Source organism: Sphingopyxis sp. H053 (assembly GCF_001468225.1).
Classification (GTDB): domain Bacteria; phylum Pseudomonadota; class Alphaproteobacteria; order Sphingomonadales; family Sphingomonadaceae; genus Sphingopyxis.
Map to the genome: position 1 here is coordinate 179095 of NZ_LNRU01000007.1, position 26995 is coordinate 206089.

Sequence of the window (26995 nt, forward strand, 5' to 3'; positions counted from 1 at the left end):
GGACGGTGTGTTACCTGGTGTGGTTTTGTTGTCACGGCGACGCTGATCGGGTTTCCCTGTTGATTTTGCTATCGGCTTGGGTCCTGGCTTAAGTGCCATGAGTGCTCTCCTTTTCTTGTTTAACACCAACCCTACGCGCAACTTTTGCCTATGCTTTAGCGCGCGGAGGTATTACGTAATAATCCACACGATTTAACAATGAAGTCAAGGCTGAATGCCTTTCCCAGCCGGCTAGCAATCATAGCAGCCGGTGAGAAATGATTACAGGTGGACATCGGACGATCGTCCCACGCGCTTCAATTAGCGCGCACAAATTTCGTTAGAGGAAGCCAGAGCATAATTGCGAAAGTCCGCTCTTGCAGACTTCTGAGTGAAACCGGTCAGTCCGAAATCGGCCAGTACCGGTTCCGGTATCGCCCAGAAAGAGCGCTTGGCCGTAATGTGAAGCGCGACCCTTTTTCGCGCCCGGAGTCCGACCCCCAACCACCCCGCATTATTTCGGGTTGCGGCAGGTGAATAATCTGCGGAGAAGCATCTGGGGAGGAGAGAGTGGGGCATGACGGTGCAGCATAATGTCTTGATCGTCGACGATCACCGTATCACCCAAAGCGGTCTGCGGTTCCTTTTTGGTTCGCTCGATCGCTTCGTCGTTGTCGACGCGCTCGATTGCGGCGCGATGGTCAATGCTTTCGTACAGTCGCAACCGATCGACTTGGTTATCCTCGATCTCAACTTGCCCGACGTGCGGGGTATAAATGTTCTCGCCGAGATCGTCGGGTCGCGCGACATGACGGTTATCATCCTGACTGGTGAAACGAACCTTGCCGAGATTCATTCGGCGCTCAAACTGGGCGCGCGTGCTGTCGTGAGCAAATCGGACCCGCTCGATCACATTGTCGCCGCCTGCGACGCAGCGCTGGCGGGCGAGGTCTATATTTCGCCGCATATCGAAGAAGCGCTCGGCAAGTTTCAGCAATCCCCCGTTGCGCTGTCCTCGCGGCAGATGGCCATCCTCCACTATCTGGCACAGGGTGAGACAAACAAGGAGATCGCTTATCGTCTTGCGATCGCGCCCCCGACCGTATCTTTCCATATTGCCGAACTGCGGCGTAAACTCGACGTCCCGCATAACCGCAGGATCGTCGAGCGCGCGAATGAGCTAAACCTTCTTTGACGCAGCCAACAGAAGGGGATGGTGCGTCAGTTCGCGGCAAACGGGTTTGATCGCCACCATCGTGACAAGCTGGCCGAGCCGCCCGCGCGTGACTGTGCTGTCATCATAGGTCACGGCGAGGACAGGTTTTGGTTCGCTGCCGGATGAAGCCAATTCCAACTCGAAATCCCTGCGTTGATCGAAGTCGAGAACCGTCCATTCGGGCAAGCCCGCTTGCAATTCGTCCGTTGAGATCGGCGTAACGACAACGGAAGCTGCGGGGAGGGTTATCCGGATCTCCGTGCCGTGGCTGGTCGACGAAAAGATTTTGAGGGTTCCCCGAAGCATTTCGACGATGCGTTTCGCCGATCCGAAACCGGAGCCGGTTCCCTCTGTCGTTTCATTTCCTCGAACGCGCGCCCTGCCTCCGCTGTTCAAGGCGGCCATGATGTCTGCAGGCATTCCGCTTCCGGTGTCGGTGATGCTTATCATGGCACGGCCCTCGTCGAGCACGAGGGCGATGTGGGCGCCGCCAGTCTGCGTATATTGATAGCAATTGCTCAGCAGATTTGCGAGCGCGCGCATCAGGAGCGGTTTGTCCGAAATGATCATGACGTCGTCCGCGACGCTGACCTTCAGTGTCAGCTTTTTGTTTGCGAAGGGCGTCTTGAACATCATCGTCAGCGGCTCGATCAACGCCTGGCCGCGAAAGGCCCCGAGTGCGACGAATTGAGCATCGCCCGCGGCGATGTTGGCGCCGGAAATGGTGGTCGTCACGATTTCGTTCAGATAGTTGGCGGAGCTTTGGAGCATCCCGATCAGCGCCGGATCGTCGCCCGGCTTTCCCCGACGCTTCAGAACCGCAACCGCACTATTGAGTGCAAGGATGACCTGCCGGCTGTCGTGGCCGGACGCGTGAAGCAGCGCGTTCTGGCTGTGCACGGTTTCGAGCGCATAGGCCTTTTCTTCAGCAAGCCGCTTTGCCCGTTCGCTGATCTCGAGGCGTTCACCAAGCGACTGGGCATAATTGGCGTCGGCGACGAGCTTTTCCCGTTGGATCTTCTTGAGGTTCAGTCCGAGCGCCAATGTTACCATGACTGATTCAAAGAGCCCGACAGGCCCGGAGAGGTGCCAGTTGATCGGTAGCCAGGTGAAGAAGCCCATCGACGCGATCGCGGCATAGAAAATGAACAGCGCGAGGCTGGCCCAGCCTACGAAGAGGGGCCAGAGCTGGGAGCCAAGCTGCTTCATGGCCGCATAGCCCACGAAAGGCAGGAATAACGCCACCCCGACCGCGACGATCCATCCGGACAGGTGGAGAAAAAAGCGAACGTCGGCGGGGTAGAGGGATAGGCCGGGCTGGACCAGCATGACGGCGACGGCGAACAGGATGAGCGCCTTTAGGGTGAGGTCGCTCTTGGGGAAGTTGTCCGCAGTCTTCACGAAACTTCGGCAAAACTGGGCCATCGCGGCCGCAAATCCGCATTTGAAGAAATCTTCGATGGCGACACCGGTCAGCGGCTTGTCGTACAGGAAGAATATGGTGATGTAGCCCTCGGAATGGACCGTGTTGAGCGCAAAAAAAGCTTCCGCGACGGCCAGCCAGAGAAATTCCTTGAAGCCCGTGATCGAGAAGAACAGGAAATTGAGGAGCAGCAGCGTCAGCGCGCCGACGACAACGCCCGACACCATTGAAATATTGGCTCGCCGATCCTTGAAGAAGGTCCCATAGGTTTCGATGCGGAGCGGCATATAGGTCGAATTTTCGGAAACAAATTCGATGACGACCAGCTTTTCCTGCCGCGGTGCAAGCACAAGCTCGGAGCTGAACGCCTGGTAGGTCCCGAGATTTTCGCGGGCGACCTGCGGATCGGTAGCATCGACGACCAGCGCGAGCGCGCGACCTTCAGCTTCATAAAGCCGGAAATGTTTGAGCGAGCCGCGGCCGGTGGTCAGAATCCAGCTTCCCTGCGCGTCGCTTGCATTGCGAACTTTCAGGAGAACGACGGTCCGGGTGCCCGGTGGGCCGAAGTGGATCGTCGATCCCTTTATATGCTGCAGCGGACCGCCGAGAATCGCTTCCAGTTGCGGCGTCCTTGCGACGCCGGGGCGCTTCGCGAACCGAACAAACGAGGCGAGTGCGGGTGCATCTTCTCCAGCCCTGAGATCGAGCAGCGGCAATTTGTCGGAGTTTGCGCGCGCCGGTTGAGCGGCCAGCAGGCAAAAGAACCCAAGGATCGCGTATAAGATCTTCATTATCACCCCCGCCGCCGGGCGGGGACCGAACGCTTATCTGCGTCCAACGGGCGCACGCACAGGTTCGCCCAAGACAAGTTCAACCCACCCCCCGGTGATCTGTCACCCGTAACGGCCAGACACCTCGGTGCAAGCACCGCGGCAACGGTCCGTCGCAAATTCACCCTAAATAACATTGGGTAGACGCGCCGCCGTCCCCGCCACTAGTCATCGCACGCAAAGCCGATGGGTGTTTTTGCCCGAGCGGCTGGGGGCGCAAAATTTCGAGGCGGGGCGGATGAGCCGGAGAGCGCAAAACGTTCTCCGGCAAGTCCCTTGCCTCGCCTGCAACGTCAATGGGGGACTCCGGAATATGTCACGAATCTCGAAATCTCGCCTGCTCGCCACCAGTGCGATTGTCGGCCTTGCAATCGGCCATCTGGCGCCCGCCGCCGCCCAAAATGCGTTCGGCGTTCATAACGACCAGCCCGAGCGGCTCGAAATCGAGGTTGATGATGGCGAGACCGTCGAGGGGGATCTCATCGGCATTTACGCCGACAATGGTCCGGTCACTGTCGGCAACGCCGGTGTCATTCGCGGCAACGGCATCGACGTCGGCGGCATCGACAGTCGGCCGAGCGGCGGCATCGTGATTGCGCAGCCGAATTCGATCGTCACCAACGCGGGCCAGATCAGCGGCGCAGCGAACGGCGTCGTCACCTCCTATTTTTTCAGCGAAGACGCAAATGGCGATGATCTGCCCCCGCAGCCGCTCGCTGCGAACACGCAGGTTTCGAACAGCGGTGTGATCCGCGGCGAGGGAGGATCGGGCGTCGCCCTTGTCGGCGGCGGTACCGTCACCAACGGTGGCACGATCTCGGGGACCAGCGGGGCGCCCGGGAGCATGATCAACGGCACCGGCGTATCGATCTCGGAATTCCCCGGCGCGGCTGCCAGCAATATCACCGGCGTGGGATCGATCACGAACAATGACGGCGGCGTGATCGAGGGCCAAATGTTCGGCGCGGTGCTGCAGGGCGGCGGCACTGTTACCAATATGGGCACGATCCGCAGCACCGGTAATCCGAACCCTGCGACCCCGAACGTCAGCCCGTTCGGGCTCATTCTCGGTGCAACCACCGAACAGACCGGCCGCGCCGCGACGGTGGTGAACACCGGCAACATCTCGGGGTTTCTCGGGGTTCTGGCTGGCGGTGCGCTGGAAAGCGCGACGATCAACAACGATGGAATGATCAGTGCGACCGCAATCGCCATCATCGGCCAGTCCACCGGCAACCTGACCGTCAATAATTTAGAGAATGGCGAAATCCTTGCAAATGCGACGGCGATCGCGTCGAACGGCGGCACGCTGACCGTCGATAATAAGGGCTTCATCTTCAGCGCCGGTCAGAATGCGATCAACATCACGACCGCCGACGCCGTGATCAACAATAGCCAGGGCATTGTCGGCGCTCTGTCGGGCATTACGACCACCGTGTTTCAGAATGCCGAGGGGACGCAGGCGCGCGCGCGCAACACTGCGGTCACGAATTCGGGCACGATCGAAGGCCGCGCAGGCAGCGGCGTTTCGCTCGCGGGCGGCGGATCGGTGGTCAACAGCGGCGTGATCCGCGGACTGAACGGCAATAACGGGTCGGGCACCGGTGTCGCCATTTCCGAATTCGCCCAGTCTGTCGCGACTGATGTCACCGGTATCGGCTCGGTGACCAATGCTCCGGGCGGCTTGATCGAAGGCCAAATGTTCGGCGTGGTCGTCCAGGGTGGCGGGACCATCGATAATGAAGGGACCATTCGCAGCACCGGGACCTTCAATCCCGCCAATCCCAATGTCAGCCCGTTCGGCGTCATCCTTGGCGCGACCGCAGACCAGACTGGTCGCATCGGCACGCTCAACAACAGCGGCACCGTTCAGGGTTTCCTGGGAGTCCTTGCCGGAGGCGCGCTCAGCAGTGCCGTGATCGAAAACGAGGGTCTGATCAGCGGCCAAGCGGCCGCCATCATCGGTCAGTCGACGGGCGCCCTCACCATCAACAACCATGACGACGGCGAGATCGTCGCCAATGGGACCGCGATCCGTTCCAACGAAGGCTCGCTGGCTCTCAATAATGCGGGGTTGATAAGCGCTGCCGCCCAGGATGCGATTGTCATTACGACGGCGGACGCGGTGATCGTCAACAGCGGTCGGATCATCGGCGGCCAATATGGGATCGTCACCACGCCGATGGCGGATGGGACGGGCCGCGCAATCAATACCTCGATTACCAACAATGGCGAGATCATCGGTCTCAATAACGACGGCATTCGCCTCGCCGGCGGCGGGAGCGTGATCAACAGCGGCTTTATCGTGGGTGTCAATGCAGGTGCGCAGGGCACGGATGGCATCTCGATGTTTGCGCATGTCGACCAGTCGAACGAAGATTATTCGGCCCACGTCACCAACGATGAGAATGGCCGCATCGAGGGCCAGCGGTTCGCAATCATCCTGTCGGGCGGTGGCGAGGTCGTGAACGCCGGGGAAATCGAGGGCGTTAATGCCGGCGTCTATGTCCAGGGGACTGCCCTCAATACAGATCCAAGCGAGGATCGCAGTGGATTGACCGCCAAGGTCGTGAACACAGGCGACATTCGCGGCACTGGCAATCTCGGCGGCAGTGGCGGCGACGGCTATGGGGTTGGCTTCGGCAGCGACATGTCCAGCGCGACGCTCGAGAACAGCGGCACGATCGGCAGCGATTTTGGCGCCGGCGTCTCGCAGGGATCGCGTGCGGACGTAACGATCACCAATGCCGAGGGGGGCACGATCACCGGCGGCACGTCGGGCATCTATTCCTTCGCGACGGGCACACTTGCCGTGAACAACGCCGGTGTGATCCGCGGCGAGGGCAGTTACGACGGGTTCGACGCCGCGCCCGACGCCGGCATCACGATCACCACCGCGTCGTCGAGCGTGACCAACAGCGGGACGATCACAGGTGCGGGCGCCGGCATCACGACCGCCTATCAGTTCGACGAGGCGATCGGCGATATCGTCGGCATCGCGGTCGGCACGCAGGTGACGAACAGCGGCACGATCCGAGGCGAATCGAACGATGGCGTGCGTCTGATTGGCGGCGGCAGCGTGAGCAACAGCGGCATTATCCGCGGCGAGGGCAGCGCGCTGGCCGATGGCATCTCGATCTATCCCTATGACGGTCAGGCGCTGGCGAACTATGTCGGAACCGTTGCGAACAGTTCCACCGGCGACATCAGCGGTACGCGGTTCGGGATCATCCTGTCGGCCGGCGGCGCGGTCGACAACGCCGGCAAGGTCACCGGTGAGGGGCCGGGCGGCGTTCTTATCCAGCGCGGGGCAGGGCTTGTCCAGGAAACGGGCTTTGACGGCATGCTCACCAATACGGGGACGATCACGGGCTCCAACGGCTATGGCGCGGTCGTCCTCGTCACCGATACCGCAACGATCACCAATAGCGGAACGATCACTGGCGCAACATCGGGCGCTGTCGTCGAAGGGCTGCAGGTCTCGCAAGATATCGCGCAGACCGGCACGATCAGCAATAGCGGCACGATCACCGGAAGCGGGACCTTTGGCGCTGCGGTCGCGGGCTTGCTCGATAGTGCCGAAGTAAACAATAGCGGCTCGATCTCTGGTGCAACCGACGGCGTCATCCTCGGTAATTTCGGGACCGCAATGCTCGTTAACACCGGCGCAATCACGGGCGGCGGTCGGGGCGTATGGGGCGATGACAGCGGTGCGATCATCCTCGACAACGCAGGGACGATCACCGGTTCAGGCGGGATCGCTGTCCAGCTCGGCAGTTTCGACGATCGTGTCACTTTGCGAACCGGTAGCGTAATGTCCGGCGCCGTTGACGCAGGGGGCGGCAACGACAGCCTGACGCTCGATGGGGACGTCCTTGAACTGACCGAGGCGCAGCAGCTTACCGAAGCGACCGGGTTTGAGACACTCGACGTTGCGGCAGGCTATTGGTCGACCACAGGCGTGGTCGGCGCATTCGATAGCGTTTCGATCGCCAGCGGTGCGTCGCTGCAGGTCAATGAAATTGATCTGGGCGCGGGCGATACTTCGTCGCCGATCCTGACCCCTTCGGTTCGGACTGACGGCCTGCTCGTCTTGAACTTCGGTACCGACGATGTCGTGTCCGATCTGGCCGACCTGACCATCGACGGGACGGGGCAGTTGCAGCTCATCGGCGACGCCGTGTTTACCGTAGACACCGCCAACATCGCGCACACTGGCGGAACGGTCATTTCCAATGGCGGCCTCGTCCTGACCGGGCTGCTTCAGGGTGACGTGAAGACGGAAGGGACCGGCTTCTTCGAGCTGGGCGCCGGCGGAACCGAGGGCAGCTTCGCGGGCAATATCGTCAACGACGGGCGCTTCGTTTTCAATCGTTCCGACAATTATGATTTTCTCGGCGCCTTCTCGGGCAGCGGCACCCTCGACAAGATGGGTGACGGCGCGCTGACCTTCATGGGTGACTATGCCTTCCAGGGGGTGACGAACATCCTTGGCGGCTCGGTGCGGATCGGTGGCACGATCGATCCGGGTACCGAATTCGACCTAGGCGAAGGCGGCACGCTCGACATCACGGGCAAGGACCAGACGATCGGCGGTCTCGAAGGCGATGCGGGGTCGAGCGTCGTGATCGGCGACAGCCAGCTCACCGTCGATCAATCTGGCAATACTGCTTTCGGCGGCGATATCTCGGGCACGGGCAGCCTGGTGAAAGAGGGCGCCGGCACGCTCAACCTCACCGGAAACAGCAGCTATACGGGCCCGACATCGGTCAACGGCGGCACGCTCGCGGTAAACGGTTCGATCGCCTCGCCGGTGACCGTCAACAGCGGCGGAACGCTCGGCGGCAATGGCGCCGTGGGATCGACGACAGTCGCCAGCGGCGGGACGATTGCGCCGGGCAACTCGATCGGCCAGCTGACCGTGAATGGCGACCTCGCCTTCGCTGCAGGCTCGGTCTACGAAGTCGAGGTTAACGCAGCGGGCGCCGCAGATCGCCTCGATGCGACGGGTGCTGTGACGATCGCCAGCACGGCGAGCGTGGCGGTCTTGGCCGAGGACGGCAACTATAACCCGCGCACCGACTATGTAATTCTGACAGGCGGTGCGGGAATCACAGGGACGTTCGGTTCGGTGACGACCGACCTCGCCTTCCTCGATCCGCTTCTGCGCTACAGCACCAACTCGGTGACGCTGTCGCTCTATCGCAACGATATCGATTTCGCCGATATCGCGGTGGGCTTTAACCAAGCGAGCGTGGCGGCCGCGGTTCAGGCACTTGGCGTCGACAATCCGCTGTACGAAGCGGTGCTGGTCCAGAATGCGGCGACCGCACAGGCGAGCTTCGGCGACCTGTCGGGCGAAATTCTGGCTAGCACGATCAGCGGCCTGACCGACGACAGTCGTCATCTGCGTAATGCCTTGATTGGCATGAAGGCTCCCGAAGAGGGCGGTGCGTTCGTTTGGGGCTCGGCCTTTGGCGGCTGGGGAGAATTTGACGCGGCGCGCGGGAATTTCGCGATGGACACCGATCACAAGGGTCTGGTCGCGGGCGTCGGTTTTGGCGGTAGCGGCTTCGCTGCAGCGCTTTCGGCAGGTATCGGCGGGTCGGACTTCCGCTTCGGCGGGCGCAATGACCATGCAAACGTGGAAAGCAAATATATCGCGGCCCATGCCACTTATGGCGCGGAAGGCGGTCTGCGCGGCACCATCGGTGTCAGCTATGCCTGGCACGACATCGATACGACCCGCGCGATCAACGGCGCGCCGCTGGCTCAAACGCTTTCGTCGAAGCGGGACGCTGACACGCTGCAGATCTTTGGCGAGATCGGTTACGACATTGTCACGGGCAATACGGCGATCACACCCTTTGCCCGACTGGCGCATGTCGATACCGGCAGCGATGCTTTCGCTGAAACCGGCGGCGACGCGGCACTGACCGTCGCGAAGGGCGATCAGAAGACCACCTTCGTCAGTCTTGGCGGGCGTGCGCAATTAAACGCCGGTCAGCCAGGCTTCCAGCCTTATGTGTCGGCTGCCTGGAACCGAGCGTTCAACGACCGCGCCGCACCGATTGCATCTCGGTTCACGGCCGGAGGACCTACGTTCGGCATCCTTGGCACGGCTATCCCGAAGAACTCAGCCGAAGTCGAAGCCGGATTTGAATATACCACGGGCTCGTTTCATCTCGGCGCTGCTTACACCGGCACGCTGGCATCGGACCGCAACTCCCATGGTGCAAGGGTAACTGCGCGCATCGCCTTCTGATTAGCGACCCGTCGGAAGGGCGAAACGCTCGGTATGAGGTCGAGGCGACTTTGGTCACCTCGGCCTCATTTCTTTCTGCATCATATGGTCGTGCCGCTGGGAGCAATTTGCGAACGGCTTCTTTCGCAAATTCTCTCCTGAAAGCGGTCAGTCTCCAATCGGCCAAAAGGCGATTGCACTCCGCTGCGTTTCGCATCCAAATGACGTCCAGCGACCGTCTGTAAGTTGCCGCCGCGTTTGGTCGCCTCGCCGATTTGGAGATTTTGATGCGCTCTTTGCTTGTCCTGTCGTTCGTTCTGACGACTGCTACCATCGCCAACGCAGAAGGATCGGGCGGCAGCTCAGCAGACGGCCGCTTCGACATAGGTGGGCGCTCTATCCAACTGACATGCCTCGGGTCCGGCGCGCCCACCGTCGTTGTCGATGCCGGGATGGGAACAGCGCCTGCCGAAGATCCGGGCTGGCGAGGGATTGCAGCCAAGGTTGCCGAACACGCTCGTGTCTGTCTCTACGATCGGGCCGGCCTTGGCGCGAGCGGGGCTGCGCCTGAACGCGTCCGAACCAGCGCTGATGCTTCGGCGGATTTGCGTATGCCTTCCTGTTCTTCGCGTTTGGAACGGCACGCCAGCCGAAATCAAAGCCATCAAAGCGACACCAGTCCCTCTCAGTTTTAAGGAAGGCGCCCAAGCTTGCGGAGGGCCTTTGCGTGCCGTCGACCTGATTGATTGGCATCTCCGGTTCGGAACGGAAGAAACTGCGTTTGCAGCAGTCAATCACATCGCCGATCGCCACGCGGCATATCGTCCGCATGTTCGGAAAGCGACGAAGGACATCGACCGCGTGATGGCGCGGATCCCCGTCATCGATATTCGTCACGTCGCGAAAGTCCGCTATTCCCATTTGGCGCCCAGAAGCGGTCAGTCTCCTAACGTTGAGAGTTTCGGACGCCGCCAGGCGTCAGAAAGTCTTCGGTGCCCGAACCGCGGTGGTCATATGGTGTGAGCTATGGGGAAAGCTGTTTTGCGGCGATGGTGGGATAGCCCCGTGTTACCCAAAAGCGGACGTGCGCGATAGCGGACCGTCTGGATTTAGATCGCAAAAGCGGACGCCAAAAAGCGGACGGACCGATTTTGGTGGTGCGACGTCTGCTTTTGGGCAGCGCCGTCGCGAGCGGGTCCGCTTCCAGGCGCGGGTCTGCCCTGGACGAGGAAGGCGACGGGCCGTGCCGGGTCACGGCGCAGGTGTCCCGGGTGCGAGGGATGGCGGTGGCGGCGCGCGGGACTGGTAGCGGCGCTCGAACACTTCGATGATGATCATGGTACCGCCGCAGCACGGGCAGGTCGGCTGGGGCCCTGCATCGTCGGCTGGCTCGACGGTCGGCGGAGGTGCGACATCGAGCAGGCGGCGGGCGTGTTCGAGATGGTCCTTGCGCCTTGCGCTGGCGAGGAGGCCATAGTGGCGGATGCGGTGGAACCCGCGCGGCAGGGCGTGGAGGAGGAAGCGGCGGATGAACTCGTCAGCGGCGAGGGTCATGACCTGCTGCCGTCCGGGGCCGGCCTTGCGGTAGTCCTTGTAGCGGAAGGTGACGCCTTCCTCGTCGAACCGGAGGAGGCGGCTGTGCGATATGGCGACCCGGTGGGTGTAGCGCGCGAGGTAAGCGAGCACCGCCTCGGGACCAGCGAACGGCGGCTTGGCATAGACCACCCAGCGCTTCTTCCTGACGGGTGAGAGGTGCCGCAGGAACGCGTGTCGTTCGGCGAGAGGCGCGAGGCTGCCAAAGAAGGCGAGCTTGCCGGCATCGTGCAGCGCGCGCAGCCGGGTGAGGAACAGGCGGCGGAAGAGCGCGCCGAGTACGCGGACCGGGAGCAGGAAGGCGGCGCGCGCCGATATCCAGCGCGTTCCATCGCGGGAGATGCCGCCGCCGGGCACGATCATGTGGATGTGCGGATGATGGGTGAGCGCCGAGCCCCAGGTGTGGAGGACGGCGGTGATGCCGATCCGGGCGCCGAGGTGCCTGGGGTCGGCGGCGATGGTCAGCATCGTATCGGCCGCGGCCTTGAACAGCAGATCATAGACCATCGCCTTGTTGTGGAAGGCGATCGCGGCGACCTCGGCAGGCAGGGTGAACACGACGTGGAAATAGCCGACCGGGAGCAGGTCGGCCTCGCGCGCTTCGAGCCAGCTGCGCGCAGCGGCGCCCTGGCACCTTGGGCAGTGCCGGTTGCGGCAGCTGTTATAGGCGATCCGCCAGTGCCCGCAGTCGGCGCAGGCCTCGATATGACCGCCGAGCGCGGCGGTGCGGCAATGCTCGATCGCCGACATGACCTTGAGCTGATGCAGGCTCAGATGCCCGGCTTGGGCGGCGCGGTAGGTTGGCCCAGCGGCACGGAAGATGTCGGCGACCTCGAGTGAGGCGCGCATCGGCCTCAGCCGTCGGGTGCCTCCTCACTCGGCGATGCGAGCGCGAGCCTGTCGAGCGGACTGACGATCGAGCGGACAGTCTTGGTGGCAACCTGGGTATAGAAGGCGGTGGTGTTTAGCTTGGCGTGACCGAGCAGCGCCTGGATGACGCGGATATCGACGCCGTCCTCGAGCAGGTGGGTGGCAAAGCTGTGGCGCAGGGTGTGCGGTCCGACGCGCTTGTCGATGTCTGCTGCTTCAGCGGCTTCGACGACGACGCGGTAGAGCTGGCGGGTGCTGATCGGCACTGCGGCGCTCTGTCCGGGGAAGAGCCATCCGTCGGGAACGAGGATGCCCTGTTGCCGCCCCGCGCGCCACCAGTCGCGCAGCAGCAGGAGTAGGCCTTCGGGCAGCATGGCGTTGCGGTAGCGGCCGCCTTTGCCGCGCTCGATCCGCAGCAGCATCCGCTTGCTGTCGATATCGGTGACCTTCAGCGCCGATACCTCGGCGACGCGCAAGCCTGCGCCATAGGCGACCGACAGCGCCGCCTGGTGCTTGAGGGTGCGGGTCGCATCGAGCAGGCGCTTCACCTCGGCCATCGTCAGCACGACTGGGATCTTGCGCACCTGCCTGGTGCGGACGAGCTTGCGCGCGAGGTCGGGGCGGTCGAGCGTGTGCGTGAAGAAGAACCTCAGAGCACCCACGATGCTGTTCATGGTCGGCGCCGGGACGCCCGCTTGTTGCTGCTCGATCTGGAACTGCCGGACATCCTCGGCGCTCGCGGTGTGCGGCGAGCGCCCGAGCCAGGTCGCGAACCGCCCGACGTCGCGCAGATAATTACGCTGCGTCTGTCAATGGGCCCTGAAGTTTCCGCAGATGTGGGCAGTTAAAATTCCCGATGTCGGTGGTTGGGGGGGCGGTGATCAGCCGTGCTCGGGATCTTGATTTCCTTTCATTGGTGGTCGGCCGCGGCGCTTCGGCGCTGGCGGATTGAACGAGGCGGCGCTGCGCAGGTTTTCGGGCACGAGAGCGGCGTGCTCTCGCATGCGATAGCTGGATCCCTCGATCTGGATGCGGCCGTCCGGTGCGATGGCGCCGATCGATACGATATTGCCGGCGCCCTTCGAGCACGGAGTGCTCGGCAACAACGATGCCCCGGTCGATGATACGGATCAGGTCCGGCAGTTGCTCGATCTCGACGATCCGGCGCGCCCGGTCGGGCACGCTATAGAAGTTGCCGCCAACCGATACGAAGCCGTCATGGGTCACCCGCCTCTCGAGCTTCAGGACCGCATTGAAGCGGTGCTCAGGCAGGCGCTGCAGCTCGCCCTGCTCTTCGGCAAAGGCTTCGGTGACCACGCGCTGGGTCGTGCCATGGACCCGCACGTTGGCGACCGTGTCGAGCCAGACGATAAGCTGGGCATTGAGGTCCTCCATGTTGCGGAAGGAGCGTCCCAGGAAGAAGTCCTCGCGGATATAACGGAACGGCCGCTCGACTTTCCCTTTCGTCTTCGCACGATAGGGTCGACACGCCCTCGGCTGGAAGCGATAGTGCTTCGCCAGCGCCAGCAGCGAGCTGTTGTAAACGATGTGGCCCTGATCGTCCTCACCCGTGACCGCCGTCTTCATCCGGTCGTAGAGGATTTCGATCGGTACGCCGTCCATCGCCTCGAACGCCTGCATATGGCAACGCAGCAGCGTCTGGAGATCCTGGTGCAGCACAAAGCGAGCGAAGAGGAAGCGCGAGTAGCCCAGCACCATGCTGAACAGCCAGACAATGCGCGCCATGCCAGGATCATCGGTAAATTCGACGACGAAGCGCGCGAAGTCGACCTGGCCCTGTACGCCCGCCCTGGTTTCAAAGCGGACCTCGTAAGGCTTGGGATCGTGATCGGGACGGATCGCCGCCAGGTAACGCTTCACCGCCGTGTAGGCGCCCGAGTAGCCCATTTCCCTGATCTCGCGGGTCAGGCGCGACGCCGTCAGGTCCGGGAACGTCATGATGCGCTCGCGCAGGAACTCCATGTAAGGCGCGATCTTGCACGGCCGTCCGATCTTTCGCGGACCATAGGCCGGCGCTTCCACGCCGCGCTCGATATATTTGCGAACGGTCTTGGGATCGCGGCCCGTCCGGCGGGCAATCGCCGTCACCGACAGCCCCTGCCGATGCAACTCCAATATCATCATCGCTTCTCCAAGTCGGATCATCGGCGCCGCCTCCCATCAGGAGACCTTCTCGCGCCGATTTTGGCGTTCCCCAATGAGCCGGGGTTAACCCCGGCTCATTGGGGAACCAGGTCCAACAATCGGGGAATTTTCAAAGCCCACTTTTGCGGAGAATTACACGCCCACTGACAGCGTCTCCTTCGAGAAGCGGCGCATGGTCATGTCGTCGATCAGGCGCTGGCGCGGCGGGCTGATCGGGCCAATCTGGATAAGCTCGTTCATCGTTCGACTCCTCAGGTAAAGGAGCCGAAAGGGTCTGCCTGCGGCAGCCCGCGTTCAATCAGGTGCGGCGATCGCTGGGCCGCTTTACATCGAAGCTAGCACCAATCCGCGGAGCGGTTCGTGCATCGGCCAAGACGGGTTCTGCGCCGTGGCGCGGCGGTGATAACTTTATCATCCGTCGTGCCTATGGAACGCTAAGACGGCATGCTCGCAAGGTCTTCAAGGACCGCGGCCCAATAAGCGATTTCCTGACCGTTGCCGCGTTCACGAGCCCACTCGAGTTGCCTTGCCACGAGCTGCTTGGCCTCGTTTCCGTGTCGTAGCTTCAGTTGGGCTGAGCAGCCGCGAACGTTTTGACTGCCGTAAAAGGGCATGACAGTTCCCTCCGCATTCTCCTTGGTTGCGAACATGAAGGGGATAGGGCGGCGGTCGCCCGCCGCCCTATCTCGTCAGAAGTCCATCGCCGGCATCGGCGCGGCCTTCTCTTCCTTCGGCAGCTCGGCGACGAGCGCTTCGGTGGTGATCAGGAGCGAGGCGACCGACGCGGCATCCTGCAGCGCGGTGCGTACGACCTTGGCGGGATCGATCACGCCGGCCTTGACGAGGTCCTGATACTCGCCGGTGGCGGCGTTGAAGCCCCAGCTATACTCTTCGCTTTCGAGGAGCTTGCCGACGATCCAGGCGCCGTCCTCGCCGGCATTGTCGGCGATCTGGCGCGCCGGGGCGCGGAGTGCGCGGCGGACGATGTCGATGCCCGACTGCTGGTCGTCGTTTGCGGCCTTAAGGCCTTCGAGCGCCTTCAGCGAGCGCAGCAGCGCGATGCCGCCGCCGGGCAGGATGCCTTCCTCGACCGCCGCGCGTGTCGCGTGGAGCGCGTCGTCGACGCGGTCCTTCTTCTCCTTGACCTCGACCTCGGTCGCGCCGCCGACACGGATCACCGCGACGCCGCCCGCGAGCTTGGCGAGCCGCTCCTGCAGCTTCTCGCGGTCATAATCGCTGGTCGTCGTCTCGATCTGCTGCCGGATCTGCGCGATACGGCCGTCGATGTCGGACTTAGAACCGACGCCGTCGACGATCGTCGTATTATCCTTGTCGATGACGACCTTCTTGGCGCGTCCGAGCATGTTGATCGTGACGCTCTCGAGCTTGATGCCCAGCTCCTCGCTGACGACATTGCCGCCGGTGAGCACCGCGATATCCTCGAGCATCGCCTTGCGGCGGTCGCCGAAGCCCGGTGCCTTGACGGCCGCGACCTTGAGTCCGCCGCGCAGGCGATTGACGACGAGCGTCGCGAGCGCGTCGCCCTCCACATCCTCGGCGATGATGAGCAGCGGCCGACCCGACTGGACGACGCTCTCGAGGAGCGGCAGCATCGCCTGCAGGTTCGAGAGCTTCTTCTCGTGGATGAGAATGTACGGATCGTCGAGTTCGACCTTCAACTTCTCGGCGTTGGTGATGAAATAGGGGCTGAGGTAGCCGCGGTCGAACTGCATGCCTTCGACCGTTTCGAGCTCGGTCGCGAGGCTCTTCGCTTCCTCGACGGTGATCACGCCCTCATTGCCGACCTTCTCCATCGCCTCGGCGAGGATTCGGCCGACCTCTTCGTCGCCGTTGGCCGAGATGGTCGCGACCTGCGCGATCTCGCTGTTCGCCTCGACCGACTTGGCGTGCGCCTTGAGATCCTCGACGACCGTGTTCACGGCAAGATCGATGCCGCGCTTGACGTCCATCGGGTTCATGCCGGCGGCGACCGCCTTCGAGCCTTCGCGGACAATCGCCTGTGCGAGCACGGTCGCGGTGGTGGTGCCGTCGCCGGCCTTGTCGTTCTGCTTCGACGCGACCTCGCGCAGCATCTGCGCGCCCATATTCTCGAACTTGTCGGCAAGCTCGATTTCCTTGGCGACGGTGACGCCGTCCTTGGTGATGCGCGGTGCGCCAAAGCTTTTGTCGATCACGACGTTGCGGCCCTTCGGGCCCAGCGTGACCTTCACTGCATTCGCAAGCGTATCCACGCCGCGCAGCATGCGATCACGCGCGTCCGACGCAAATTTCACTTCCTTGGCAGCCATTTTGACCTCCTTCTTGCTGTCCTTTCAGTTGGTGATGAGTGCGGCATCAGGCCGCCTGCTTGAGCGCCTCGGCCTGCTCGATCACGCCGAGGATGTCGCTCTCCTTCATGATGAGCAGTTCCTCGCCGTCGATGCGGACCTCGGTTCCCGACCATTTGCCGAACAGGATCCGGTCGCCGGCCTTAACGTCGAGCGCGGCGATGGTGCCGTCCTCGGCGCGGGCGCCCGGACCGACGGCGACGACTTCGCCTTCCTGCGGCTTTTCCTTGGCGGTGTCGGGGATGATGATGCCGCCCGAGGTCTTCTCCTCGGCTTCGATGCGGCGGACGACCACACGGTCGTGCAAGGGACGGAAATGCATGCATAACCTCCATGTTGCATAGCGATATGATAAGCCGGCGCGCCTGTCCGGGACGCGCGGCGCCGATGAGCTAGGAAGCGGAATTTTTTGCTTCAAGAGGGTCGACGAAAATTTTTTCGCATTCGCGCCAGCGCAAAACAAATCCCCCTTATCAAGGGGCTGACACCTCTTGACTCGACTCGCTTCCTTTCCAAAATCTCTGGTCGCGGCAGCCTGCCGCACGACAGGAAAGGAAAGGCTACAAGGAAGGAGGCACGATCATGTCCGAGCCATTTTCCCGTTTTCTTCACCCCTTCGACGTGGCGCGTCACCCGAGCCTCGAGCCCGAGGTCAAGCGCGCACTTCTGGCATCCTGGGCATCGGACCACTCGGCGGTCCGCAACAAGCCCGCGCTCCGAAAGCCGCCCGGCGCGCGCCGCGCGGTGCCGGTCGACGATGTGCTCGCGGCGCTCCGGTCGCTCGACGGCGGCGAGGCGCGCGCGCCATGACCGACCGGGCGCTGATCGCGCAGCTGGACGGCTATGGGCTGACAACCGCCGAGATCCATTATTACCGGCCCGATCATCCCTCGCTGCTCCAGCTCTTCGTCTGGCAGGACTATGATCTGCCGCCGGACTTCCCGGTGCTGTTCGATTTTCTTGCCATGTGGAGGCGCCAGATCGAAGCCGCGCTCCACTCGGTGCGGATCGCGCATGATGCGCTGGTCGGGCCCGCCGAGTGGCGCGTGGCGGACATCATTCGCTCGCTTGATTGACGGAGCGACTTGAGCGTCTCCGGCTGGTTAGCTGTATTTCCACTGCTATTCTTCAGGAAAGCGGGGCCGCTGCTGTACAGCGGCCCCGCAAGACATCAGGCGCTCTCAAGCGCCTTTTCTTTCGACGATCCGATCCGGCGCGGTTCGGCATCGCCGCTGCCGATCTCGATCTTGCGCGGCTTCATCGCCTCGGGAATGACCCGGTTGAGTTCGATCGTGAGCAGGCCGTCGGTAAAGCTCGCGCTACCGACCTCGATATAGTCGGCGAGCTGGAAGCGCCGTTCGAACGCCCGGCGCGCGATGCCGCGATGAAGATAGGTGCTCTTCGCATCTTCTTCCGCGGGTTTGCCCGTAACGGCCAGCTGGTTCTGCTGCGCCACGATCTCGATCTCGTCGGGCTTGAAGCCCGGGACAGCGAGCGTGATGCGGAAGCGGTCGTCGGCCTCGCGCACGATGTCGAAGGCCGGATAGCCGTCGGACGTCTCGCTGCGCTGCCCCTTCTCGAGCAGGTCGAAAAGATGATCGAAACCCACCGTCGAGCGGCGGTAAGGGGTGAAGTCAAAATCGGTTCTCATTTCCAAATCCTCCTGATTGAAGCAATTCGGGCATGAGATGCGCCGGTACACAGAGCCGGCGCTCTCCATGTCCTGCAGACCCGGTCAATCCGGCATCTGGAAGGAAATTAGGAAGCGAATTTGCTGTTTCAAGACATGTCGCCGACGGCGGATTGCAGTTCGTCGCAGAGGTGCAAGAGCGCCATCGCACCGGAAGGTGCGGAGCCGCAGTGTGCGGCTCCGCGGGTGGTCAGGCAACGCGGCTCCCGCCGATGTCGTTGCTCCAGGTGGCGATCTGGTCCTTGACCGCCAGCTTCAGCTTCTTGAGCCGCGCGATCAGGACCTCGTCGGGTCCGCGCTGCCGCGCTTCCCGATCGATTTCGGCTTCGAGGCGGGCATGCTCGCGCCGGAAGTATTCGATATGTTTGCTGGACATCTTCTTCTCCATGCCAAGTTGAGGATGTTGCAGCCGGTCCGCTGCGGCGGGGATATAAGAAAGGGCCATCCCTGATTTCAATGGGTTGGAATAGGTCGTTCGCTCAAATCGGCGCATACGCCGCCTGTAATGAGAACGACGGGCTTTTGTCCGGTATCGGATAGGCAATGGCCGCTATCGTCCAATCCTGCATGGGACCCAGATCTGCGGCGAATGGCCGGAGTGGGCGGCTTCCGTACAGGCAGCCTCCGCGCTCCTCACAGGCTTAAGTGGACGCAGTGCCTTGATTGCCGGGACGTGGCGGGCCAGTCTGATTAAATTCTGCTTCGGAGGTGGTGCAAACATGCATGTGCGTCAAATAACGATGGGGGACGCGCCAGCGGTTCAGGTAATTTACGCACCCTATGTAACTGCCACCACCATCTCGTTCGAGGAAGTCCCGCCTGATATTATGGAGATTGAAAGGCGCATCGCCGCTATTCTGCCGCGCTATCCCTATCTGGTAGCCGAAGTGGATGGGCGGGTCGTCGGTTATGCCTACGCCAGCGAACATAGGGCGCGCGCGGCCTACCGGACATCTGTCGATGTAGCAGTCTATGTGGCGCCTGGCGCGCAACGGCGCGGTGTAGCGCGAAGTCTATACTCGCGCCTGCTGGCTGACGCGGCAAGCTTGGGCTATCACGCGGCTTTTGCTGGCATCGCACTCCCAAACGAAGCAAGCGTCGGGCTGCACGAAACCATGGGCTTCGAGCCGGTGGGCATTTACCGTGAGGTCGGGCGAAAATTCGATGCTTGGCACGACGTCGGTTGGTGGCAACGACTGCTGTGAGCGATGTAGAAGTGCCAAGGCATCGCTGAAGCGATTTTACTCATATCGAAGTGTGGGCAATGGGCGGAAACTGGTCCCGATGGCTCTTCAGCGCCCCGGCAACCGGGCTAGTTCAGCCGGCGTGGCAGTCGGTTTCTTGCGGTCCTTGCGCTCGGAATAGCGGTCGACGAGCTGGTCCGCATGACCGCGTGTCAGGACGGTGAAGCGCACCAACTCCTCTGCGACGTCGACGATACGGTCGTAGTAGCTCGAGGGCAGCATCCGGCCGGCCTCGTCGAACTCCTGATAGGCCTTCGCGACGCTCGACTGGTTGGGAATGGTGATCATCCGCATCCAGCGGCCAAGGACGCGCAGCGTGTTGACGCTGTTGAACGATTGCGATCCTGCCGACACCTGCATCACGGCCAGCGTGCGGCCCTGCGTCGGGCGAAGGCCCTTGTAGGCGAGGGGGAGATGGTCGACCTGCGCCTTCATGATGCCGGTGATCTGGCCATGGCGTTCGGGGCTGCACCAGACCTGGCCTTCGGACCAGATCGAATGCTGTCTGAGTTCCTCGACCGCGGGGTGGTCGTCGTCGGCGATCTGATCGGGAAGCGGGAGATCGGACGGGTCGAAGATGCGCGTCTCGCAGCCGAAAAGCTGAAGCAGGCGCGCCGTCTCTTCCACGACGAGGCGCGAATAGGAGCGTTCGCGTAAAGACCCGTAGAGGAGGAGGATGCGCGGCGCCGGATCGAGCGGGCCGAGGCCGAGGGCGGGTTGCGCGCGGAGATATTCGGGGCTGAGCGCCGGCAGATGGTCGGGATCGGTAAGCGTGCGCAGGCGATTATGGGTCTGTTCTGTCATGATACTCAGGCTTGTGAAGGAACGGTCGAGGGAAACCAGCGGCGTCCGAGGCGGAAAGCGACGCCGACAAGGAGAATGAGGACGGGAACCTCGACGAGCGGCCCGATCACGGCGGCGAAGGCGACCGGCGAAGCGAGCCCGAAGGCCGCGATGGCCACCGCGATGGCGAGCTCGAAATTATTGCCTGCGGCGGTGAAGGCGACCGCGGTGGTGCGCGGATAGTCCGCCTCGATGAGCTTGCCTATCCAGAAGCTGATGAGGAATTGGACGACGAAGTAGATAGTGAGCGGGATCGCGATCCGCACGGCGTCGCCGGGGATAGTCAGAATCTCACCGCCCTTGAGACTGAACATCGCGACGATGGTGAAAAGTAAGGCAATGAGTGTGAGTGGCGCGATCTTCGGTAGGAAACGCGTCTCGTACCAGTCCTCGCCCTTGGCGCTGGTGAGAAACTTGCGGGTGAGGTAGCCGGCAATGCAGGGAATGCCGAGATAGATGAGGACCGCTTCGGCGATAGTCCAGAAGCTCACATCGATCACGCTGCCCTCGATGCCGAAGAGCGGCGGCAGGACAGTGAGGAAGAACCAGGCGTAGACGCTGAAGAAAAGGATCTGGAAGATCGAGTTGAACGCGACGAGCGCTGCGACATATTGATTGTCGCCCTTCGCGAGCTGGTTCCAGACGATCACCATTGCGATGCAGCGCGCGAGGCCGATCAGGATCAGGCCTGTCATATATTCGGGCTTGTCCGAGAGGAAGATGACCGCGAGCGCGAACATCAACGCCGGGCCGATGATCCAGTTCTGGATCAGCGAAATCGCGAGGACCCGCTTGTCCTCGAATACCCGCGGCAGCTCATCGTAGCGCACGCGCGCCAGAGGCGGATACATCACCAGAATGAGGCCGATTGCGATCGGGATGTTCGTCGTCCCGACGGACATGGCACCGATCGCGGTGGGCAGCCCCTTGAAGGCCGACCCGAGCAACACGCCGAGGCCCATGGCAAGAAAAATCCAGAGCGTCAGATAGCGGTCGAGGAACGACAGGCGTTCGCGGTTGGCGGCAGTCGTCATGATGCCGGCCTCATCCCTGGACGCGATTGCCAGCGGCATCGACGACCCGTTCGCCATCTTCCTTGGCGAAGGCGCCGAGCTGCTGTGCGGGCAGGATGTCGAGCACGGCTTCAGACGGGCGGCAGAGCCTGACCCCGAGCGGCGACACGACGAGCGGGCGGTTGATGAGGACGGGATGCTCCATCATCGCATCGAACAGGATGTCATCGCTCAGGCTTTCGTTTCCGAGGCCGAGGTCTGCATAAGGCGTGCCCTTCTCGCGGAGCAATTCGCGTGGCTTGATTCCCGCCCGGTCGATCAGTTGTTCGAGCAGTGCACGAGCCGGCGGCGTTTTCAGATATTCGACGACATGCGGCTCGATCCCGGAATTCCGGATCAGCGCGAGCGTGTTGCGCGACGTGCCGCAGTCGGGATTGTGGTAGATGATGATGTCGGTCACTACGCCGGTTCCTTCAGCAGCAGGTGAGTTCGGCCAGAAGCGGTTCGCACAGCTCGGGGCGGCTTTGGCAACAGTCCTTCGCAAGGAAGAGCATCAGTTCTCGGAGCGTATCGATATCGGCTCGCTGGATCTGCTGCCGCCCGAGTTTCTCGGATTTTACGAGACCGGCTTTCGCGAGCACAGCGAGATGCGTCGAGAAGGTGCTCTGCGTGAGACCCGACGCGTCAACAAGTTCACCGGTCGATAGACCCTCCGGCTCATGCCGGACAAGAAAGCGGAAGGCTTCGAGACGTGTCGGATGGGCGAGAGCGGCGAGAGCGGGAAGCGCGGAATCGATATTCATACATCGGAATTATCCGATGCGTTGACGCTCGTCAATTCCTATCGGAAATATCCGATGAATTTAGCCGAGTGTCCGCTATTACCCCACTCGTTGGCTAATAGCGGACAGTATCCAACCGGCCACTTTGATCTTCAAATCGCCAATCTTTGGGCGCCAAAAAAGACGCCCGCGCGACCGAAACCGTGCGGGCGTCAGATGAAGATCTCGGTTTCCTGAAAGGACGAGGTCTCCTGGGTCGCACGGCGCAGATAATGTCGCGGGCCGGGTAATAATTGTACCGCTGCGCCAAAAAGGCTGCCCTGGAGCGCATAGGACGTCGACCGCAGGTTGGTTCAAATAGGACCCGTTCGGTATGCAATCGGCCGAGCCATGGCGGGTTGTTCAGCGGGGGTTCGGCTGCGCGCCGCTACGTCCGGTCCATGATTGAAGGAGACGGGTCATGAAAAAATATATCGCTGCTGCGGTCCTCGCTGCACTCGCCGTTCCCGCCGGCCCGGCGCTCGCGGATCCGCCGCCCTGGGCGCCGGCGCACGGCAAGCGCGCCAAGGATCGTGGTCTTTATGACGGATATGGGCGCTATTACGAGCCTCGCCGCATTTCGCACAACGACCGTATTTGGCGGAGCAAGGACGGCCGCTACCACTGCCGCCGCGAGAATGGCACGACCGGATTGATCATTGGCGCCGCCGTCGGTGCGCTCGTCGGGCGCGAACTCGATGGAGGGCGTGACCGTACGGTCGGCACGATCATCGGCGCGGCCGGCGGCGGGCTGCTCGGGCGGGCTATCGATCGCGGTGAACTGAAATGCCGCTGATGTGAAAGGACGGCGCGAGAGGGACCAGTCTGCTCGCGCCGTCCCCTTGGACACCGCACGCAGTGGGGGTGCGGGCGGTGACGAAAAATCTATTCGACAGTCTGATCGCGCAGGCGCCCCAACTTTGTCGCGCGCAGCCCGGCTATGCCCGCCCGGTCGATGGTGCGGCGCCACGATTCCAGTTCTTCGCCGCTGAGGCGGTATCTTGCACAGGCGTCGGCAAGCCCGATCAGTCCGCCATCGATCGCGGCAAGCAACTCCGCCTTGCGGCGCGCCACCCAATAGCCTGCCGTCGATGAAGGCAGATCGTCGATTGTCAGCGGCCCCACCGGCCCGGCGACCGATGTCGGCCTCGTCGTAAATTCGAGCACTGCGAACTCTCCATTCGCTCGGCTGCTGCCGTATGAGTGCCCCCCGCGGCAAAGATGCGGTTTCGAGGTTAACAAAAGGTTGCGGAGGGGCATGGGATGCGCCCAACCGTTCGTCGCTTATGGGACGCGACGGGCCAATTTATGTGCGGGAGGGCGAGCCGCCTGCGGTCCTCTCAACGATTGCCGCTATTGCCAGGCCGGGCGGAATGCTGCAGCATTTTTCCATTAAGAGGGGGAAACTTATGCGAAATGCGAATATTTTTATGGCGATGGCGCTGGTGGCATCGCCGGCTCAGGCTCAGACGGTGCCGGACCTGCCCGCCAATCCGCTGAAGGCGATCGACGGCGAATGGTATGGCGTCGACCACAAGATCAAGTTGTCCGTGGCAAATGGCGTGGTAACGATCGTGGAGAACGACACCGCCGATCCCTACCTCAAGAAGATCGCGGCTCCCGTTGGAACCGTCATCGCTCGCATCACGGGCGTGGAATCGACCGGACCCAAGTCGGCGCGGTTCGTCGGCCAATGCCTAGAATTGATCGACACCTCGCGGTCAGACACGATGGCGTGCCCTGGTCACGCTTTCATGCAGTCGGCGGCCTACGACGGCAAGCCCGGATTGAAGATCAATTTCTGGACCGCCGCTTTTCTTCGCAAGGGCAATATTCCCGAGTATCAATGGCAATATCGAAAGTGACCGACCAACGAGCGGAGCGATAATTTCCAGCAACAAAATCAGGGACCGCTTGGGCCAAATACGATGTGATAGCAGCCCGTCCGCTATCAGCCACTAGCCGCGCTGTCGCGGTTCGGAGGCCGCGCAGGGGTTCCAAATCCCGCTTGATGGGCCATGATCGGGGCAGGCCCACCGATAACCTTCATTTGTCGCGACCGGTATTTTCCGGAGCGCGTCGTTCCTTGGTGAATCCGTGCATGCCGAACCACCACTGCAATGCGATTATCGCGCCCTTGGCGGGTTGAAGGAACCCGATCATCAAAACGAGCATGGCGGTCACGATTATCGCGGCCAATGCGATGAGCGACAGCTTCGTGTCCTGAACGAGTGCAATGATGATCGGCGCCATAATATGCCCCGTCAGGAGGATCGCGATATAAGCCGGGAAATCGTCGGCTTGCTGATGCGTCCAGTCTTGCGCGCACGCGGAGCAAATAAGGACGGGTTTGAGAAAGCGATGAAATAGCTTCGCTTCGTTGCAGCGGGGACAGCGACCGCGCGCGCCGCGGAGCATCGCTTTCCAGGCCGAGGCAGGAAGCTCCGCGCTTTCCGTCTTAGGATTCCCGTGATTGGCGGAGATCGGTAATTTTCGGGCGTTGTCCGCACGATAAGAGCGATCCAGAGGCGTTTGCATGAAATCGGGCATCAGCCGCCTCCTGCGCGAAGGTGGGCGCAGCGAGCGGCTCCCGCCAAAGCAAGCATATTCGATATAGCAGCGAGCATGATGTATATATACAGCATCGATCCATAATGTTAAGATTGATAAATGATGTATGAAACATCATTGGAGTCGATATGATCACATCGCAGCAGATGCGCGCGGCGCGCGCGCTCCTCGGGATCGACCAGCGCGAGCTTGCCGAACTCGCGGGTCTCTCGCTTCCGACGATCCAGCGCATGGAGGCGTCGAACGGCCAGGTCCGCGGTGTCGTCGATACGCTGGTGAAGGTGATTACGGCGCTGGAAAGCGCCGGCATCGAACTGCTCGGCGAATATTCATCGAGTGTCGGATCCGGGCGCGGCGTGCGGCTTCGCGAGCCCGCGGACGCCGATCCCAGGGCGCCCGGCCGCGCGCTTCTGTCCGCTAAATTTCCGAGCCGGCCCGCAATCCGGTGAAGGCCGAGGCCTATACGCCGAAACTCCTCACGGTCTTTCGCGAGGGTTATTCCGTTGCCGCATTTCGCGCCGATGCGATCGCGGGCCTGACTGTTGCCATCGTTGCGTTGCCGCTCGCGATGGCACTCGGCATCGCGAGCGGGGCGTCGCCCGACAAGGGGCTGATCACAGCCGTCGTCGCGGGTTTCCTGATCTCGGCGCTCGGCGGATCGCGCGTGCAGGTGGGCGGGCCGACGGGCGCCTTCGTCGTCGTGATCTTCAACGTCATCGCGAGCCACGGCTATGACGGCCTGTTGATCGCGACCTTGCTCGCCGGGCTCATCCTCATCGCGGCGGGCCTGCTCCGTTTCGGCCAGATGATCAAATATATCCCGCATCCGGTGGTGACCGGCTTCACCGCCGGGATCGCGGTCATCATCGCCTCGAGTCAGGTCAAGGATTTCTTCGGCCTCGCCATCGACGAGGTGCCCGCCGATTTCCTCCCCAAGTGGCAGGCTTATCTGGGGGCGCTGTCCAGCGCGAACTGGGCCGCGATCGGCGTCGGCGCGGGCGCGCTGGCGATCATCGTCGCGCTTCGCAAATTCGCGCCGCGCCTGCCGGGCTTCCTGATCGCGGTGGTGGTGAGTTCGCTCGCGGTGGCACTTTTGAATCTGCCGGTCGACACGATCGGATCGCGCTTTCCCGATATACCGGCAGGGCTCCCGGTACCGTCGTTTCCCGACATCTCGCTCGTCAAGATCAATGCCGTTCTGCCGTCGGCCTTCACGATCGCCTTTCTTGCCGGGATCGAGGCGCTGCTGTCCGCAGTCGTCGCCGACGGCATGGCGGGGACGCGGCATCGCTCGAACCAGGAGCTGATCGGGCAGGGCGTCGCCAACCTCGGTTCGGCGCTGTTCGGCGGCCTCCCGGCCACCGGAGCGATCGCCCGTACCGCGACCAATATCCGGTCGGGTGCGAAGACGCCCGTCGCGGGCATGATGCACGCGGCTTTCCTGCTCGTGTTCATCCTCTTCGGCACGGACCTCATGGCCTATGTGCCGATGGCGGCGCTCGCCGCGATCCTGTTCATGGTCGCCTGGGGCATGAGCGAGTATCAACGCTTTCTCGCGCTGCTGCGGATGCCGAACAGCGACCGGGCGGTGCTGCTCATCACCTTCGGACTGACGGTCCTCGTCGATCTGACGGTGGCGATCGCGGTCGGGGTGACGCTCGCGTCGCTGCTGTTCATGGCGCGCATGGCCGAAGCCGTCGAGGTCGACCGGAGCGGCCGCCGCGACGCTGAACTCGATGCCGAAGATCTCGACCAGCGCGATGACCTGCCGCCCGGGGTCGAGGTGTTCCGGATTGCCGGTCCCTTCTTTTTCGGCGTCGCGGGCGAGCTGCTCGACACTCTGCGCCGCGTCGGGCAGTCGCCGCGCGTCATCATCTTGCGGATGCGGCTCGTGCCGCTCCTTGATGCGAGCGGCGCGCAGGCGCTTGAGGAATTTGTCCAACAGGCCCGGCTGGCGGGCGCGCAGGTGATCGTCTCGGGGGTGCAGCCCCAGCCGCGGGCAATGCTCGGGCGGATCGGTCTTGGCGAAGCGGCGGGTCGCATCGCCTATGCGGCCGATTATGCGGGCGCGCAGGCGCTCGCGATCGATCTCGCGGGTGCGAAATGACAACTGCCCCTGTGAGCGGCAGGCCATTCGCACGCGC

23 protein-coding genes and 2 pseudogenes are annotated in these 26995 nt (G+C 62.5%); 11 read left to right on the forward strand and 14 right to left on the reverse strand.

Annotated features, from left to right (window positions below):
* The first annotated feature begins 577 nt into the window (after positions 1-577).
* Complete coding sequence (locus ATE70_RS15310) at positions 578-1174, forward strand: response regulator transcription factor (protein WP_197411472.1); 597 nt, start codon at positions 578-580, stop codon at positions 1172-1174.
* On the opposite strand, the gene ATE70_RS15315 is transcribed toward ATE70_RS15310, so the two are convergent.
* Positions 1160-3409, reverse strand: a complete 2250-nt coding sequence (locus ATE70_RS15315; protein WP_058538756.1) for a sensor histidine kinase — start codon at positions 3407-3409, stop codon at positions 1160-1162. The two genes, ATE70_RS15310 and ATE70_RS15315, sit on opposite strands and share 15 nt — an antisense overlap.
* A gap of 352 nt (positions 3410-3761) precedes the next feature.
* Between ATE70_RS15315 and ATE70_RS15320 the strand changes: the two genes are divergently transcribed.
* Both ATE70_RS15320 and ATE70_RS24880 read left to right on the forward strand, forming a co-directional pair.
* A complete protein-coding gene (locus tag ATE70_RS15320) occupies positions 3762-9713 on the forward strand; it encodes an autotransporter domain-containing protein (protein WP_058538757.1) in 5952 nt (1983 codons plus the stop codon).
* A 417-nt stretch (positions 9714-10130) separates the two neighbouring features.
* Positions 10131-10715 carry a hypothetical protein gene (locus ATE70_RS24880; protein ID WP_197411473.1) on the forward strand — a complete coding sequence of 195 codons (585 nt, stop codon included), beginning with the start codon at positions 10131-10133 and terminating at the stop codon, positions 10713-10715.
* Between the two features lie 228 nt (positions 10716-10943).
* Here ATE70_RS24880 and ATE70_RS15325 read toward each other — a convergent pair whose 3' ends face one another.
* From ATE70_RS15325 to groES, 5 genes and pseudogenes are all read right to left on the reverse strand, one after another.
* Positions 10944-12134 (reverse strand): IS91 family transposase, encoded by a 1191-nt coding sequence (locus ATE70_RS15325; RefSeq protein WP_058538758.1) that lies wholly within the window; start codon positions 12132-12134, stop codon positions 10944-10946.
* Positions 12135-12139: 5 nt separating this feature from the next.
* A pseudogene (locus tag ATE70_RS15330) lies at positions 12140-12964 on the reverse strand (tyrosine-type recombinase/integrase); the annotation flags it as partial.
* Between the two features lie 214 nt (positions 12965-13178).
* Positions 13179-14321: pseudogene (gene istA / locus ATE70_RS15335) on the reverse strand (IS21 family transposase); the annotation flags it as partial.
* A 689-nt stretch (positions 14322-15010) separates the two neighbouring features.
* On the reverse strand, positions 15011-16630 hold the full coding sequence (gene groL / locus ATE70_RS15345) for a chaperonin GroEL (RefSeq protein WP_058538760.1): 1620 nt from the start codon (positions 16628-16630) through the stop codon (positions 15011-15013).
* A gap of 46 nt (positions 16631-16676) precedes the next feature.
* Complete coding sequence (gene groES / locus ATE70_RS15350; RefSeq protein ID WP_058538761.1) at positions 16677-16991, reverse strand: co-chaperone GroES; 315 nt, start codon at positions 16989-16991, stop codon at positions 16677-16679.
* 260 nt (positions 16992-17251) lie between these two features.
* On the opposite strand from groES, the gene ATE70_RS15355 reads away from it, so the two are divergent.
* Both ATE70_RS15355 and ATE70_RS15360 read left to right on the forward strand, forming a co-directional pair.
* A complete protein-coding gene (locus ATE70_RS15355; RefSeq protein WP_058538762.1) occupies positions 17252-17479 on the forward strand; it encodes a hypothetical protein in 228 nt (75 codons plus the stop codon).
* Positions 17476-17745: an usg protein gene (locus tag ATE70_RS15360; protein WP_058538763.1), complete on the forward strand. Its 270-nt coding sequence runs from the start codon at positions 17476-17478 to the stop codon at positions 17743-17745. The genes ATE70_RS15355 and ATE70_RS15360 overlap by 4 nt, the downstream gene beginning before the upstream one ends.
* A gap of 95 nt (positions 17746-17840) precedes the next feature.
* Here the strand turns inward: ATE70_RS15360 and ATE70_RS15365 are convergent, their stop codons facing one another.
* Positions 17841-18320 (reverse strand): Hsp20 family protein, encoded by a 480-nt coding sequence (locus ATE70_RS15365; RefSeq protein WP_054727952.1) that lies wholly within the window; start codon positions 18318-18320, stop codon positions 17841-17843.
* 229 nt (positions 18321-18549) lie between these two features.
* Complete coding sequence (locus ATE70_RS25775) at positions 18550-18852, reverse strand: YdcH family protein (RefSeq protein WP_331458509.1); 303 nt, start codon at positions 18850-18852, stop codon at positions 18550-18552.
* A gap of 226 nt (positions 18853-19078) precedes the next feature.
* Here ATE70_RS25775 and ATE70_RS15375 point away from each other — a divergent pair, with 226 nt between their 5' ends.
* Positions 19079-19564 carry an arsinothricin resistance N-acetyltransferase ArsN1 family B gene (locus ATE70_RS15375; RefSeq protein ID WP_058538764.1) on the forward strand — a complete coding sequence of 162 codons (486 nt, stop codon included), beginning with the start codon at positions 19079-19081 and terminating at the stop codon, positions 19562-19564.
* 87 nt (positions 19565-19651) lie between these two features.
* Here the strand turns inward: ATE70_RS15375 and arsH are convergent, their stop codons facing one another.
* From arsH to ATE70_RS15395, 4 genes are read right to left on the reverse strand one after another with little or no spacing between them, the layout of a single operon-like run.
* Positions 19652-20407: an arsenical resistance protein ArsH gene (gene arsH, locus ATE70_RS15380; protein ID WP_058538765.1), complete on the reverse strand. Its 756-nt coding sequence runs from the start codon at positions 20405-20407 to the stop codon at positions 19652-19654.
* A 5-nt stretch (positions 20408-20412) separates the two neighbouring features.
* Entirely contained in the window at positions 20413-21480 is a 1068-nt protein-coding gene (arsB, locus tag ATE70_RS15385) for an ACR3 family arsenite efflux transporter (protein WP_058538928.1), read from the reverse strand.
* Positions 21481-21490: 10 nt separating this feature from the next.
* Positions 21491-21919, reverse strand: coding sequence for an arsenate reductase (glutaredoxin) (gene arsC / locus ATE70_RS15390; RefSeq protein ID WP_058538766.1), 429 nt, complete (start codon positions 21917-21919; stop codon positions 21491-21493).
* Between the two features lie 13 nt (positions 21920-21932).
* Positions 21933-22262, reverse strand: coding sequence for an ArsR/SmtB family transcription factor (locus tag ATE70_RS15395; RefSeq protein WP_058538767.1), 330 nt, complete (start codon positions 22260-22262; stop codon positions 21933-21935).
* Here ATE70_RS15395 and ATE70_RS25230 point away from each other — a divergent pair.
* Positions 22179-22478 carry a hypothetical protein gene (locus ATE70_RS25230; RefSeq protein WP_197411489.1) on the forward strand — a complete coding sequence of 100 codons (300 nt, stop codon included), beginning with the start codon at positions 22179-22181 and terminating at the stop codon, positions 22476-22478. The two genes, ATE70_RS15395 and ATE70_RS25230, sit on opposite strands and share 84 nt — an antisense overlap.
* Positions 22479-22701: 223 nt before the next feature.
* The gene (locus ATE70_RS15400) at positions 22702-23076 is read left to right on the forward strand and encodes a glycine zipper 2TM domain-containing protein (RefSeq protein WP_058538768.1); all 375 of its coding nucleotides are present in this window, start codon (positions 22702-22704) and stop codon (positions 23074-23076) included.
* An 89-nt stretch (positions 23077-23165) separates the two neighbouring features.
* Here the strand turns inward: ATE70_RS15400 and ATE70_RS15405 are convergent, their stop codons facing one another.
* The gene (locus tag ATE70_RS15405; protein ID WP_058538769.1) at positions 23166-23447 is read right to left on the reverse strand and encodes a DUF1153 domain-containing protein; all 282 of its coding nucleotides are present in this window, start codon (positions 23445-23447) and stop codon (positions 23166-23168) included.
* A 263-nt stretch (positions 23448-23710) separates the two neighbouring features.
* On the opposite strand from ATE70_RS15405, the gene ATE70_RS15410 reads away from it, so the two are divergent.
* Positions 23711-24145 carry a hypothetical protein gene (locus tag ATE70_RS15410; RefSeq protein WP_156419647.1) on the forward strand — a complete coding sequence of 145 codons (435 nt, stop codon included), beginning with the start codon at positions 23711-23713 and terminating at the stop codon, positions 24143-24145.
* Positions 24146-24326: 181 nt separating this feature from the next.
* Here ATE70_RS15410 and ATE70_RS15415 read toward each other — a convergent pair whose 3' ends face one another.
* On the reverse strand, positions 24327-24830 hold the full coding sequence (locus ATE70_RS15415; protein ID WP_331458510.1) for a DUF983 domain-containing protein: 504 nt from the start codon (positions 24828-24830) through the stop codon (positions 24327-24329).
* Positions 24831-24979: 149 nt separating this feature from the next.
* On the opposite strand from ATE70_RS15415, the gene ATE70_RS15420 reads away from it, so the two are divergent.
* Positions 24980-25300: a helix-turn-helix domain-containing protein gene (locus ATE70_RS15420; protein ID WP_058538772.1), complete on the forward strand. Its 321-nt coding sequence runs from the start codon at positions 24980-24982 to the stop codon at positions 25298-25300.
* Positions 25297-26958 (forward strand): SulP family inorganic anion transporter, encoded by a 1662-nt coding sequence (locus ATE70_RS15425; RefSeq protein ID WP_082639594.1) that lies wholly within the window; start codon positions 25297-25299, stop codon positions 26956-26958. Before ATE70_RS15420 ends, ATE70_RS15425 begins: the two co-directional genes overlap by 4 nt.
* Positions 26959-26995: the final 37 nt, after the last annotated feature.

Excerpts from the sequence above, each read along its gene's own strand:
- ATE70_RS15400 (WP_058538768.1), top strand. The coding sequence starts at position 22,702 with ATGAAAAAATATATCGCTGCTGCGGTCCTCGCTGCACTCGCCGTTCCC.
- ATE70_RS15395 (WP_058538767.1), bottom strand. The coding sequence starts at position 22,262 with ATGAATATCGATTCCGCGCTTCCCGCTCTCGCCGCTCTCGCCCATCCG.
- arsB (WP_058538928.1), bottom strand. The coding sequence starts at position 21,480 with ATGACGACTGCCGCCAACCGCGAACGCCTGTCGTTCCTCGACCGCTAT.
- ATE70_RS15360 (WP_058538763.1), top strand. The coding sequence starts at position 17,476 with ATGACCGACCGGGCGCTGATCGCGCAGCTGGACGGCTATGGGCTGACA.
- arsH (WP_058538765.1), bottom strand. The coding sequence starts at position 20,407 with ATGACAGAACAGACCCATAATCGCCTGCGCACGCTTACCGATCCCGAC.
- ATE70_RS25230 (WP_197411489.1), top strand. The coding sequence starts at position 22,179 with ATGCCGGACAAGAAAGCGGAAGGCTTCGAGACGTGTCGGATGGGCGAG.
- ATE70_RS15355 (WP_058538762.1), top strand. The coding sequence starts at position 17,252 with ATGTCCGAGCCATTTTCCCGTTTTCTTCACCCCTTCGACGTGGCGCGT.
- ATE70_RS15365 (WP_054727952.1), bottom strand. The coding sequence starts at position 18,320 with ATGAGAACCGATTTTGACTTCACCCCTTACCGCCGCTCGACGGTGGGT.
- ATE70_RS15375 (WP_058538764.1), top strand. The coding sequence starts at position 19,079 with ATGCATGTGCGTCAAATAACGATGGGGGACGCGCCAGCGGTTCAGGTA.
- ATE70_RS15325 (WP_058538758.1), bottom strand. The coding sequence starts at position 12,134 with ATGCGCGCCTCACTCGAGGTCGCCGACATCTTCCGTGCCGCTGGGCCA.
- groL (WP_058538760.1), bottom strand. The coding sequence starts at position 16,630 with ATGGCTGCCAAGGAAGTGAAATTTGCGTCGGACGCGCGTGATCGCATG.
- ATE70_RS25775 (WP_331458509.1), bottom strand. The coding sequence starts at position 18,852 with ATGCGCCGATTTGAGCGAACGACCTATTCCAACCCATTGAAATCAGGG.
- ATE70_RS15410 (WP_156419647.1), top strand. The coding sequence starts at position 23,711 with ATGGCGATGGCGCTGGTGGCATCGCCGGCTCAGGCTCAGACGGTGCCG.
- ATE70_RS15315 (WP_058538756.1), bottom strand. The coding sequence starts at position 3,409 with ATGAAGATCTTATACGCGATCCTTGGGTTCTTTTGCCTGCTGGCCGCT.
- ATE70_RS15415 (WP_331458510.1), bottom strand. The coding sequence starts at position 24,830 with ATGCCCGATTTCATGCAAACGCCTCTGGATCGCTCTTATCGTGCGGAC.
- ATE70_RS15420 (WP_058538772.1), top strand. The coding sequence starts at position 24,980 with ATGATCACATCGCAGCAGATGCGCGCGGCGCGCGCGCTCCTCGGGATC.
- ATE70_RS15320 (WP_058538757.1), top strand. The coding sequence starts at position 3,762 with ATGTCACGAATCTCGAAATCTCGCCTGCTCGCCACCAGTGCGATTGTC.
- groES (WP_058538761.1), bottom strand. The coding sequence starts at position 16,991 with ATGCATTTCCGTCCCTTGCACGACCGTGTGGTCGTCCGCCGCATCGAA.